This is a genomic window from Flavimarina sp. Hel_I_48 (assembly GCF_000733945.1).
Taxonomy (GTDB): Bacteria; Bacteroidota; Bacteroidia; order Flavobacteriales; family Flavobacteriaceae; genus Leeuwenhoekiella.
Map to the genome: position 1 here is coordinate 2251314 of NZ_JPOL01000002.1, position 12755 is coordinate 2264068.

The window sequence follows — 12755 nt, forward strand, 5'->3', positions numbered from 1 at the left end:
ACTAGGATATTACTAGTATTTTAGGTTAATTTTACAAAGAATTAAAGCAGTTTATGGCAGAAGTAAAAAATATGAGGTTAAATAAAGTGTTACGCGAACTTAACATCTCACTTGATCGTGCCGTTGATTTTCTTAAAGAGAAAGGTCACGAGATCGAAGCGCGCCCAAACACCAAAATATCTGCCGACATTTATGGGGTCCTTTCCGATGAATTTCAGACAGATGCCCATAAGAAAATAGAGTCCAAAGAAGTCGCTATTGAGAAAGAGAAGGAGAAAGAGGCATTGCGTGCTGCCCGTGAAGAGGAAATAGAAGAAAAGCGGAAAAAGCAGGAAGAGTCAGACAGGAGGAGAGAGAAGGAGTCTGATGTTATCAAAGCTAAAGGCAAAATTGAAGGTTTCAAACAGGTGGGTAAAATTGACCTGGACAAGAAACCTAAGAAGTTTGTCAAAGGTGAGGACAAGGAAGTTGAGAAAGAACAGCCGAAGGAAATAGAAAATCCAAAAGAAGAGCAAGTTCCAGAAGCTAAAGAAAATAAAGAGGGCACTGCAGATAAGAAAACTGAAGAGCCGGCAGCTGTAGCGCCTAAACAGGAGGATAAAGTTCAGCCAAAAGAGGAGGCTAAAGACCAAAAAGAAGATTCTAAAGTAGAATCCCCTAAAGTCGAAGCGCCAAAAGCTGAAGCGGACAATAAAGAGGCTGTAAAAGTTGAGGGTGATCAAAAACCTAAAGAAGAAGTACAGGCTTCTACAGAAAAAGAAGCATCTGCCGAATCCAAGTTAGGCGATGATGTTGTAAAGACCGATTATAAGAAACTGGAGGGATTAAACTTCACCGGTGAAAAAATTGATCTTTCCAAATTTAAAAAACCTGAAAAGAAGAAAAAGGCTACTGCTGCTTCGAATGATAAAAAACGAAGAAGAAAGCGTATAACCAAGAACGCCCCCACAGGAAATAGACCTCGTGGTACGGGTGCTCGGGGTGGTAACCGCAGAGGTAGTACAAGTCAGGTTTCCAAAGCTGAGCCTACGGAAGAAGAAGTACAAAAACAAGTGCGTGAAACCCTTGAGAAGTTACAGGGGAAATCAAGTAAAGGTAAAGGTGCTAAATACCGTAGGGACAAGCGTGATCAACACCGTCAGAAAACGGAGGACGATGCTGCGCAGCAAGAAGAAGAAAACAAAATCTTAAAAGTAACGGAATTTGTTACGGTAAGCGAAGTAGCTACCATGATGGATGTTTCGGTAACTAAAATTATATCTGCGTGTATGTCGCTAGGTATGATGGTAACCATGAACCAGCGTCTGGATGCTGAAACGTTAAGTATCGTTGCAGATGAGTTTGGATTTGAAGTTGATTTTGTAACTGCAGATCTTGAAGAAAATATTGAAGTAGAGGAAGATAGAGAAGAAGATTTAAGGTCTAGGGCTCCTATCGTGACCGTTATGGGACATGTTGACCATGGTAAAACCTCGCTACTGGATTATATAAGGGAAGAAAACGTAATTGCCGGTGAGAGTGGTGGTATTACGCAGCACATTGGTGCCTACGCAGTAACACTTAAGAATGGTCAAAGTATGGCATTCCTGGATACTCCAGGTCACGAGGCCTTTACGGCAATGCGTGCACGTGGTGCCCAGGTTACCGATATCGCGATTATTGTGGTTGCAGCAGATGATGATGTGATGCCGCAGACTAAAGAAGCCATATCTCACGCCCAGGCTGCAGGAGTTCCCATTATATTTGCAATAAACAAGGTGGACAAGCCAGATTCCAATCCAGAAAAGATAAAAGAACAGTTGGCAAATATGAACCTGCTGGTAGAAGATTGGGGTGGTAAAATTCAATCCCATGATATTTCTGCAAAAACAGGTATAGGTATACCAGAGTTGCTTGAAAAAGTACTCCTTGAAGCCGAAATTTTAGAGCTGAAAGCGAATCCTAACAAAGCTGCTAACGGTACTGTGGTAGAAGCTTTCTTAGATAAAGGTAGAGGATATGTTTCAACGGTTCTGGTTTCCGGAGGCACGCTGCGTATTGGGGATTATGTCCTTGCGGGCACTAATAGTGGTAAAGTTAAGGCCATGCAGGATGAACGCGGGAAAGAGATCAAGGAAGCCGGACCTTCTACGCCTGTATCCATTTTAGGTCTTGACGGTGCGCCACAGGCTGGTGATAAGTTCAGGGTAATGGCAGATGAGCGTGAGGCTAAGGATATTGCTTCAAAACGTACACAATTGCAGCGTGAACAATCTGTAAGAACACAGCGTCATATTACACTTGATGAGATAGGGCGTCGTATAGCACTTGGTGACTTTAAAGAGTTAAATATCATACTGAAGGGTGACGTGGATGGTTCTGTAGAAGCATTGACAGATAGTTTCCTAAAACTTACAACTGAAGAAATTGCGGTTAATATCATACATAAAGGTGTGGGTGCCATTACAGAAAGTGATGTACTCCTGGCATCTGCTTCAGACGCCATAATAATAGGTTTCAACGTGAGGCCTGCTGGTAATGCCCGTCAGATTGCAGACAAGGAGGAAATCGACATCCGTATGTACTCTATCATCTATGATGCTATCAATGACTTGAAAGATGCTATGGAGGGAATGCTTTCTCCAGAGATCAAAGAGGAGATAACGGGTAACGCAGAGATACGTGAGACATTCAAAATTTCTAAAGTAGGTACCATTGCAGGTTGTATGGTTACAACTGGTAAGATCTTCCGTAATTCTGGAATACGTCTCATACGAGATGGAGTAGTTATCTATACCGGGGAGCTTGCATCCCTTAAACGTTTCAAAGACGATGTTAAGGAGGTTAGCAAAGGTTATGACTGTGGTATACAGGTCAAAAACTACAATGATATCCATGAAGGTGATATCATAGAAGCTTACCAGGAAGTAGCTGTTAAGAAAAAGCTGAAATAGGACTTGAATTCATAGAATAAAAAAACCCTGACTATTTAAGTCAGGGTTTTTTATTATAAAACATTACACTGAATACGTCATTTGGACACAAAAAAAGAGCTGGTACAGCTCTTTTTTTATTTAAATTAAAGTTATTTGAAATACCAATTCAAAACTTTATCTGATTATTTCATAATAGGCATTTAGTTATTAGGCTGAAATACAAAGGCATTGGGGAACTCTTTTTTGACTTCCAGTAAAGCACGATCTGCCTCAAGCCTGTTTGCAAAATGGCCCACCCAGACTTTATAATTAGGGGATTGATAGGCCACATTAGCAGGCCATTGATCAAATGTTTTTTTGTAAGTATCTATTATATCGTTGGCATCTTTGAGATCGCCAAACCCCATTATCTGGATTTTAAAACGGTCGTTGAGTTCATTATTCTTAATCATTTGAGATTTTAAGGCAAGAAGTTTAGGGATTTTAGAATCCTGAACAATAGTAACTTCCGCGTTTTGTGCCAAGACGTTATATGAATTAAGGGCGAAAAATGAACCCAGGATCAACGTGCTAAAAGATTTAAATTTCATAGAAAATTGTTTAATGCAAATGTATATTTAATAACTTTAAACCCTATGTTTTTATTATTTAGAACAGGTATAAATTATGTTTTAACGGATTGCTAACACTTTAAAACGCTTCAAAAATCCACTTTGAAGTCTTACTTTTGCGTTCAAATTTCGCGGTATCTTTTTCATGTTTGAGCTTGAAATCTGTACTGAAAAATTTAGCAAACAACGAAGACAATTCTATCTTACTATGAGACAGGTTAAAAACCTCAATTCAATTTCAAGAACCGCATTGCTTCTGCTAGCATTTTTGATTTCATTATCATCTGTAGCATTCGGTCAGGATGCTGCCGCTGCGGCAGACGGGGCTGATACGCCTTCTGGAGAGCCGCAATCTGCAGCTGTTTCAAGTGCTGATGCCGGTGCCGGTAAAGAGCTTTTCAATGCAAATTGTGCGGCATGTCATAAGCTTTATAGCCGTGCAGTGGGGCCGGCACTTTATGATGTAACTAGCCGTCATGATAAGCAGTGGCTTTATAAGTGGATCAAAAACAATAAAGAACTTATTGATGCAGGTGATTCAGAGGCCCTTGAAATTTATAATGAATTCAATCAAGCGAACATGAATGCGTTTCCGCAATTGACCAATGCGGATATTGATAATATTCTAGCGTATACTGATACTGCAAAACCGGAGCCAACTGCTGGTGCAGCTACTGCAGTAGCTGCTAATGGATCTGGTGGTGGTTCGGGTATCTCAAATAATATCATTTTAGGTGTTCTTGCTGTTGTTTTGCTAATGCTTGTCGCCATATTATTTTTGGTGAACAATACACTAACTCGTTTTGCTACCTTACAAGGTGTTGAATTACCTGTGAAAGAAAAGCGCAAACCTATCTGGAAGGCTTTTGTCGATAATCAATTTTTAGTACTTGTATCCACAATATTTCTTCTTTTGGGAGGTGCGTATTTTGCCTATGGGTGGATGATGCAGGTAGGTGTTGATCAGGGGTATGAGCCTATACAGCCTATACATTATTCACACAGAATCCATGCGGGGTTGAATGAGATAGAATGTAAGTATTGCCACTCTTCCGCACGTACTTCCAAACATTCCGGTATACCTTCTTTAAATGTTTGTATGAACTGTCATAAAAGTATAGCCGAGGTGGCGGATGCTACTTCTGAATATACTTCTGTTACTGAAGACTATTCAAAGGAATTTTACGATAAAGAAATTCAGAAGCTTTACAAGGCTGCAGGTTGGGATCCTGCTACGCAATCTTATACTGGTGTAACCCAACCAGTGGAATGGGTTCGCATTCACAATTTACCTGACTTTGCATACTTTAATCACTCACAACACGTGACTGTTGCTGGTATACAATGTCAAAAATGTCATGGTCCTGTAGAAGAAATTGAGGTTATGTATCAATTTGCTCCGCTGACAATGGGGTGGTGTATTAATTGTCACCGTGAGACACAGGTTACTATGACTGGGAATGCATATTACGATAAGATACACGAAGCGCTGTCCAAGAAATACGGTCTTGAGAAATTGACCGTTGCGCAGTTAGGTGGACTCGAATGTGGTAAGTGCCACTACTAATAAAAAAAGACTAGGCTTTAGCTGCTGCTAATCCTTTCAAATATAATAACAGATAATTTATGTCATCAAACAAGAAATACTGGAGAAGTGTTGAGGAGCTTAAAGAAAATAGCTCTATTGTTGAGACACTCAAGCAGAATGAGTTTGTTGAGGAGATACCTACAGATGAATTCCTTGGTAACAAGGAGTCCCTTGAAGGTTCTGCAACCTCACGCCGAGATTTCTTAAAGTATGTAGGTTTTTCTACTGCGGCCGCAACACTGGCTGCTTGTGAGGGTCCCGTGAATAAATCAATACCTTATGTGGTAGCGCCAGAGCGAATCACGGTAGGTAAGGCTGACTATTATGCTACTACAATGGCTAATGGTTTTGATTTTGCGAGTATTTTAGTTAAAACCCGCGAAGGCCGGCCTATCAAAATTGAGAATAATGACATGGGCAATAACATAGGCAATACCAACGCCCGTGTACATGCTTCGGTTTTGTCTTTATACGATTCTAAAAGATTACAGGAGCCTAAAATCAAGGGTGAGGCTGCATCCTGGGAGCAATTGGATAAAGATCTTTTAAGCAGGTTGAATTCTTTGAATGGAAAACAAATAGCGCTATTGACGCCTACCTTTGCAAGTCCTTCTACAGAAAAACTAATTGCTTCTTTTTCTAGTGCTTATCCTAATGTGAACCATGTCATTTACGATACAATAAGTGAAAGTGCCGCATTAGATGCTTTTGAAAGTAAGTATGGCTCCAGGGCCTTACCAGATTATGATATGTCTGATGCCGAAATGATTGTTTCGGTAGGAGCTGATTTTCTAGGAGATTGGCAAGGTGGCGGTTACGATTCCAGCTATGCGCAAGGTCGTATTCCTAAAAATGGTAAAATGTCGCGTCATGTACAATTTGAAGCAAATATGACACTTACAGGTGCTAATGCTGATAAACGTATAATGATGACCCCGATGCAGCAGAAGCAAGCCGTTTCTGCAATGCATGCGCTGATAATGGGCGGTAATTCAACTGGTCTTTCCGGTAAAATGGATGAAGCGGTGCGTAATGCAGCGGCTCAACTTCGTAAGGCTGGCAGCAAGGGTGTGTTTGTTACCGGAGTTCAGGATGCAAATGCTCAGATGCTTGCGCTTTCTATAAACGAAAGACTTGGAAGTACGATAATAAATACAACAAAGCCCAAATTAATACGCCAGGGTAGTGCTCAAAAAGTTCTCAAGCTAGTTGAGGATATGAATGCTGGCAACGTTGGGGCGCTACTTGCGGTAGATGTGAATCCCGCATATAGTTTGCCCAATGTTCAGGAATTTAAAAAAGGCATCAAGAATGTAGATCTTACTGTTTCTTTTACAATGAAAGAAGATGAAACTGCTATTCTTTGCGAATATTTGGCTCCCATACCTCATTATTTGGAAGCCTGGGGTGATGTTGAAATTAAACGAGGATCAGTTTGCTTGATGCAACCTACAATACGTCCTTTATTCAATACGCGCCAATTTCAGGATAACTTGCTTATATGGACTGGTGCCAATACGAGTTATTATGACTACTTGAAGTCTAACTGGGGTGGAAGCAGTAAAAGTTTCAATCAAGCCCTTCAGGATGGTATTGTTGAAATGGATGCTTCTTCATCACCTACTTCAGAAAACGTGCAAAATGAAAGCATGAGTTCTTCCGCAGGGATTACAGTAGCAAGTGCTGTTGCTGCTCTTTCTGCTCAGGAGCAAGCTGCGTCAAATAATGGTTTTGAGCTTACTTTATATTCAAGCACAAGCATAGGTGACGGTCGCCAGGCAAATAACCCATGGCTTCAAGAGATGCCAGATCCTATTACCAGGACTTCCTGGGACAACTACTTAACAATGTCCAAGGCTGATGCAGAAGCCCTAGGTGTTGAAAATGAACATGTTTCAAACGGTGCGCTCAACGGTAATTACGTAAACATCACCGTTGATGGGGCAACGCTTAAAAATGTGCCTGTCTTTATACAACCGGGTCAAGCTAAAGGATCTGTAGGTTTGGCCTTAGGTTATGGTAAAAAGGAGGCCGTACAAGAAGAAATGCAAGTAGGGGTAAATGCTTACCCTCTTTATAAAAATTTCAATACTGTTCAGTCGGTAACTATAGAAAATGCAGAAAATGGCTGGCATGAATTCGCATGTGTTCAGTTGCAAAATACAATGGCTGGGCGTGCAGATGACATTATAAAGGAAACTACTTTAGAGATATTTAATACTAAAGATAAAGGTGCCTGGAATCATGTAGGAGAGGTTGATTATAATCATTCTGAAATAGATGTGCGCAATCCTAAAGCTGACATCTGGGAATCTTTTGATACTTCCCTAGGGCCTTTCTTCAATCTATCAATTGACCTGAATGCCTGTACGGGTTGTGGAGCTTGTGTAATAGCATGTCATTCCGAAAACAATGTCCCGGTAGTAGGTAAAGATGAAGTGAGGAATTTCAGGGATATGCACTGGTTGCGTATTGATAGATATTATTCTTCTGCAGATACTTTTGAGGAAGAAACTAAAAATCTTGAGGAATTACCTCTAATGGACTCTTATTCAATTGTTGAAGAGGAGTCTTACGATAATCCTGAAGTTGCTTTTCAACCAGTAATGTGTCAGCATTGTAATCACGCACCATGTGAAACTGTTTGTCCAGTGGCGGCAATAGGCCACGGTAGACAAGGTCAAAATCAAATGACTTATAATCGTTGCGTAGGTACCAGGTACTGTGCAAACAATTGTCCTTATAAGGTACGTCGTTTTAACTGGTTCCTGTATAGTGAGAATGATGAGTTCCCATACAATATGAGTAATGATTTAGGCCGTATGGTTCTCAATCCTGATGTAACGGTGCGTTCTCGTGGTGTTATGGAGAAATGTTCTTTTTGTATCCAAATGACGCAGAAAACCATTTTAGATGCTAAGCGTGAAGGCAGGCCAATAGAAGATGGTGAATTTTCTACTGCATGTAGTAATGCGTGTAACAAAGGGGCTATCAAGTTTGGAGATGTAAATATTCCTGATTCAGAGATATCTAAATTGAAGGACGATGACCGTAAATATTATCTGCTAGAAGATATTGGTGTTAAACCGAATGTTTTTTATCATGTTAAGGTAAAAAACACAGCAGAAGCTTAAATCTAGTACAATAAATATCAATAAATTAATATGTCGTCACATTACGAAGCACCTATAAGAGAGCCTTTAGTTCTAGGAGATAAATCCTACCATGACATTAGTGTTGATGTGGGAGCTCCCGTCTTGGGGAAGGCCAACAAATCATGGTGGATAGTATTTTCTATCGCACTTGTTGCGTTTTTATGGGGATTGGGCTGTATCGTTTATACCGTTTCAACAGGTATAGGCGTATGGGGTCTAAACAAAACAATTGGCTGGGCTTGGGATATTACCAACTTTGTATGGTGGGTAGGTATTGGCCACGCGGGTACTTTGATTTCTGCGGTTTTGCTGCTCTTCCGTCAGAAATGGCGTATGGCAATTAACCGTAGTGCGGAGGCAATGACCATCTTTGCGGTAGTGCAGGCAGGTCTTTTTCCTATTATTCACATGGGTCGCCCCTGGTTAGCATATTGGGTGTTGCCTATCCCTAACCAATTTGGTTCTCTATGGGTCAATTTTAACTCCCCATTACTTTGGGACGTTTTCGCGATATCAACGTATCTTTCAGTATCCCTTGTATTTTGGTGGACCGGTCTGCTTCCTGACTTTGCTATGATTCGGGATAGGACTAACAGTCCCTTCCAGAAGAAAATTTATACAATACTAAGTTTTGGGTGGAGCGGTCGCGTTAAAGACTGGCAACGTTTTGAGGAAGTATCACTGGTTTTGGCAGGTCTTGCTACTCCACTTGTACTTTCTGTGCACACGATCGTATCTTTTGACTTTGCTACTTCCGTAGTACCTGGATGGCATAGTACTATATTCCCTCCCTATTTTGTTGCAGGGGCGATATTTTCTGGTTTCGCCATGGTGCAGACTCTTCTTTTGGTTATGAGAAAAGTATCCAACCTCGAAGATTATATTACGGTTACGCATATTGAGTTTATGAATAAAGTAATACTTCTTACGGGAGGTATTGTTACAGTGGCATACCTGACGGAATACTTTATAGGATGGTACTCAGGTGTCCCTTATGAAAATTATACGTATTTGTCTTTTGGTGCAGCTACCGGTCCTTACTGGTGGGCATTCTGGGCACTTATAATATGTAACCTGATCGTTCCCCTTTCCTTATGGGTTAAGAAACTGAGAAGGAATATAAAATGGACGTTTTTTGTTGCATTGGTCGTGAACATCGGTATGTGGTTTGAGCGATTCGATATCATTGTTATCTGTTTAAGTAAAGACCGTCTGACTTCTTCCTGGGCAATGTTTACCCCTACATTTGTTGACATTGGTATCTTTATCGGAACGATAGGCTTTTTCTTTGTATTATTTTTGCTATACGCAAGAACTTTCCCGGTAATTGCACAAGCAGAGGTGAAAACTATCCTAAAATCATCTGGTGCTAAATACAAAGCACTACGTGAAGCTGGTAAGGTTATGAATGGAAGTGATAAGAGAACTTCCAGTAGTTACAAGGATTTTAATGTAATGGCAAGAACGCCTGTAGCCAACTCTTCTGTAAGTGAAGGCCGTAGTGGTTTTGATGATAATAATCTGGAACATGAACCTACAGTTAATGCTGATGCGCTTATAGATAGCGAAGTTAAAAAGGATCAAATTGACCAAATGCTCGTTCGAGTAGGAAGATTCAATCCAGCCAATCAAACTGCTGATGATCTTCAGAAAATCAGCAAAGTAGGTCCTGTAATGGAGCAGAACCTGCATCAGGTAGGTATCTACACCTACGATCAGGTTAGCAAAATGACAAAAAAGGATTACGATCTTCTGGATGATATCATACCTTCTTTCGCCGCACGGGCGGAACGTGATGATTGGGCAGATCAAGCAACAAAACTTAAAAAATAAGAATATGGCATCGCCAAATGTTATCCATGTACTTTATAACGATGACGACATTCTAATGAATGCTGTCAAAGAAATTCGTGCAAATCATTATACGATCGAAGAAGTGTATACACCTTTTCCTGTGCATGGTCTTGATAAGGCTATGGGTCTAGCACCTACACGTCTCGCTATCACTTCCTTTATGTATGGCCTTGTGGGCTTGAGTGTGGCGGTTTTAATGATGAATTATATAATGATCGAAGACTGGCCACGAAATATAGGTGGTAAGCCAAGTTTTAGTTTTCACCAGAATATGCCGGCATTCGTACCGATTATGTTTGAACTTACCGTATTTTTCGCGGCGCATTTAATGGTAATTACTTTTTATATGCGCAGTAAGATATGGCCTTTCAAAAAACCCGAAAATCCAGATTTGCGAACTACAGATGACCATTTTCTAGTTGAAATGCATATTGGAGACAATGATCTTGAGAAGGTGTCTAAGTTTCTTAGGGATACCGGTGCAGCAGAAATCAGTTTAGTTCATAATGAAGAAGCTTAATAAATGAAGAAATCAATCCAAATAATGCTAGTGACCGCTATGGTAGGTTTTCTAACCTCCTGCCAGAATACTGGGGAACCTAACTATCAGTATATGCCAAACATGTATCAAGAAGTTAGCTACGAGGCATATGGGAATTATGAGGTATTTCCTAGTGGAATGGAAGCGATGATACCTGCCGAAGGTTCTGTCTCCCGAGGATGGATGCCCTACGAGTATGACAACGATAGGGAAGGGTATGAGGCGGCGAAGACCAACTTGAAGAACCCTATCCCTTTTACTGAGGATAACGTAAATGAAGGGAAAGCCCTTTACACAACGTATTGTGCCGTATGTCATGGCGACCAGGGCAATGGTAAAGGTATTCTTGCACAACGCGAGAAAATTTTAGGTATACCTGCTTATAATGATGAAGGACGGGCTATTACAGAAGGTAGTGTTTACCATGTGATGTATTATGGCATAAACAACATGGGTTCTTATGCATCACAGACAACAGAGAATGAACTTTGGCAAATCAATCATTACGTTATGATTTTAAAGGATAAGCTGAACGGTAATCCCGAACGTCCTTTTGAAAATTCAGGTTCTTCAGACAATGAAGTTCAAATGACAGCTAGTAATGCTAACGCTGGAAGCAATGCCGACGATGCTGAAGCAACTGTAAAAAATCAATAATACACCTCAGGAGAACTATACTTATGTACACTTTATCTAGTAAATTAAGAATCTTTTCCATAATTATTATGGTGCTCGGCCTGGTAGGTTTGGTATTCGGTTTTATTTCGGTTCCTTCCACTATAGAGGAAGCCAAAGCCGCGATGACTACTTCCCATGAAGGTGAATCTCATGGAGAAGCAACGAATGAACATGCTTCGGATGCACACCATGAGGAAGAAGCCAGTTTCGTTGATATGGCTCGAGGGGAAGAAGGATATTCTGAAGCAGCAATGTCTAAATCCAAGGATTCTGGCACAGCAGAACATCATAGTGATGAAGAACATATGGGTCACGTCTTGCACCAGATGCAAACTAAACCTTGGTCTGCTTTATTTGTCGCTGCATTTTTCTTTATGATGATTGCTTTGGGTACGCTGGTATTCTATGCTATTCAATATGCATCACAATCAGGGTGGTCACCAGTGCTATATCGTGTTATGGAAGGTATTACTTCCTATTTGTTGCCTGGATCTATAATTGTAGTGCTCATCGTTCTCTTTGCAGGAACACATTTTTACCCTTGGCAGGACCATGAACTGGTGGCCGAAGATAGTATCCTACAAGGAAAGTCTGGTTATCTTAACTTTCCATTCTTCATTATAAGGGCAGTTGTTTATTTGATCGGGTGGAACCTTTTCCGCTATTTTTCAAGAAGAAATTCTTTATTACAGGATACTGCCAATGACATTGAGCCTTACAAGAAGAATTTTAAATATTCTGTATTATTCCTGGCCTTTTTCCTGGCAACGGAATCGATGATGGCGTGGGACTGGTTCATGTCTATGACTCCGCACTGGTTCAGCACCTTATTTGCCTGGTATATTCTTGCAAGTATCTTGGTTTCGGCAGTTACTGTTATAGCTTTAGTAACCATATTTTTAAAAGGTCTTGGTCACTTGGATTTTGTAAATGACAGTCACTTGCATGACCTGGCCAAGTTTATGTTCGGTTTCAGTATATTCTGGACCTACTTATGGTTCGGTCAATTCATGTTGATCTGGTATGCAAATATTCCAGAAGAGGTCACCTATTTTATTTTAAGAATTCAGGAGTACAACTTGCTGTTTTTTGGGATGCTAGTGCTTAACTTTGTGTTCCCTATTTTAATGCTTATGAACAGCGATTATAAGCGCGTACCATGGTTTGTTGTTATGGCGGGAGTGATCATTCTAGTAGGACATTATATAGATATATTTTTACTTGTTATGCCCTCTACTGTTGGGCCATACTGGTCTTTTGGAATTACGGAAATTGCAGCAGTACTTTTCTTTTTAGGTCTTTTCATTTTTATTGTGGGGACCGGTCTTGGAAAAGTATCCCTGCGACCCAGAAGAAATCCATATATTGTGGAGAGCGAGCATTACCATTATTAATAGCAACGACAAAGAAAAG

8 protein-coding genes are annotated in these 12755 nt (G+C 40.5%); 7 read left to right on the plus strand and 1 reads right to left on the minus strand.

What is annotated here, in order from left to right; translation table 11 throughout:
- Positions 1 to 53 precede the first annotated feature (53 nt).
- Entirely contained in the window at positions 54 to 2933 is a 2880-nt protein-coding gene (gene infB / locus P162_RS10010; protein WP_031427229.1) for a translation initiation factor IF-2, read from the plus strand.
- A gap of 182 nt (positions 2934 to 3115) precedes the next feature.
- Here the strand turns inward: infB and P162_RS10015 are convergent, their stop codons facing one another.
- Positions 3116 to 3505: an SPOR domain-containing protein gene (locus P162_RS10015; protein WP_031427230.1), complete on the minus strand. Its 390-nt coding sequence runs from the start codon at positions 3503 to 3505 to the stop codon at positions 3116 to 3118.
- 229 nt (positions 3506 to 3734) lie between these two features.
- Here P162_RS10015 and P162_RS10020 point away from each other — a divergent pair, with 229 nt between their 5' ends.
- From P162_RS10020 to P162_RS10045, 6 genes are read left to right on the plus strand one after another with little or no spacing between them, the layout of a single operon-like run.
- Positions 3735 to 5093 (plus strand): c-type cytochrome, encoded by a 1359-nt coding sequence (locus P162_RS10020; RefSeq protein WP_031427232.1) that lies wholly within the window; start codon positions 3735 to 3737, stop codon positions 5091 to 5093.
- A gap of 59 nt (positions 5094 to 5152) precedes the next feature.
- Positions 5153 to 8248 (plus strand): TAT-variant-translocated molybdopterin oxidoreductase, encoded by a 3096-nt coding sequence (locus P162_RS10025; protein ID WP_031427233.1) that lies wholly within the window; start codon positions 5153 to 5155, stop codon positions 8246 to 8248.
- Positions 8249 to 8278: 30 nt separating this feature from the next.
- Positions 8279 to 10102: an NrfD/PsrC family molybdoenzyme membrane anchor subunit gene (nrfD, locus tag P162_RS10030; protein ID WP_081868409.1), complete on the plus strand. Its 1824-nt coding sequence runs from the start codon at positions 8279 to 8281 to the stop codon at positions 10100 to 10102.
- Positions 10103 to 10106: 4 nt separating this feature from the next.
- The gene (locus P162_RS10035; protein ID WP_031427236.1) at positions 10107 to 10643 is read left to right on the plus strand and encodes a DUF3341 domain-containing protein; all 537 of its coding nucleotides are present in this window, start codon (positions 10107 to 10109) and stop codon (positions 10641 to 10643) included.
- Between the two features lie 3 nt (positions 10644 to 10646).
- Positions 10647 to 11321 carry a c-type cytochrome gene (locus P162_RS10040; protein WP_031427237.1) on the plus strand — a complete coding sequence of 225 codons (675 nt, stop codon included), beginning with the start codon at positions 10647 to 10649 and terminating at the stop codon, positions 11319 to 11321.
- 23 nt (positions 11322 to 11344) lie between these two features.
- Positions 11345 to 12736 carry a hypothetical protein gene (locus tag P162_RS10045; protein ID WP_031427239.1) on the plus strand — a complete coding sequence of 464 codons (1392 nt, stop codon included), beginning with the start codon at positions 11345 to 11347 and terminating at the stop codon, positions 12734 to 12736.
- The last annotated feature ends 19 nt before the right edge of the window (positions 12737 to 12755 follow it).

Bases quoted from the DNA above. Each gene is read 5' to 3' on its own strand.
- nrfD (WP_081868409.1), top strand. From the start codon at position 8,279: ATGTCGTCACATTACGAAGCACCTATAAGAGAGCCTTTAGTTCTAGGA.
- P162_RS10045 (WP_031427239.1), top strand. From the start codon at position 11,345: ATGTACACTTTATCTAGTAAATTAAGAATCTTTTCCATAATTATTATG.
- P162_RS10015 (WP_031427230.1), bottom strand. From the start codon at position 3,505: ATGAAATTTAAATCTTTTAGCACGTTGATCCTGGGTTCATTTTTCGCC.
- P162_RS10040 (WP_031427237.1), top strand. From the start codon at position 10,647: ATGAAGAAATCAATCCAAATAATGCTAGTGACCGCTATGGTAGGTTTT.
- P162_RS10025 (WP_031427233.1), top strand. From the start codon at position 5,153: ATGTCATCAAACAAGAAATACTGGAGAAGTGTTGAGGAGCTTAAAGAA.
- P162_RS10020 (WP_031427232.1), top strand. From the start codon at position 3,735: ATGAGACAGGTTAAAAACCTCAATTCAATTTCAAGAACCGCATTGCTT.
- infB (WP_031427229.1), top strand. From the start codon at position 54: ATGGCAGAAGTAAAAAATATGAGGTTAAATAAAGTGTTACGCGAACTT.
- P162_RS10035 (WP_031427236.1), top strand. From the start codon at position 10,107: ATGGCATCGCCAAATGTTATCCATGTACTTTATAACGATGACGACATT.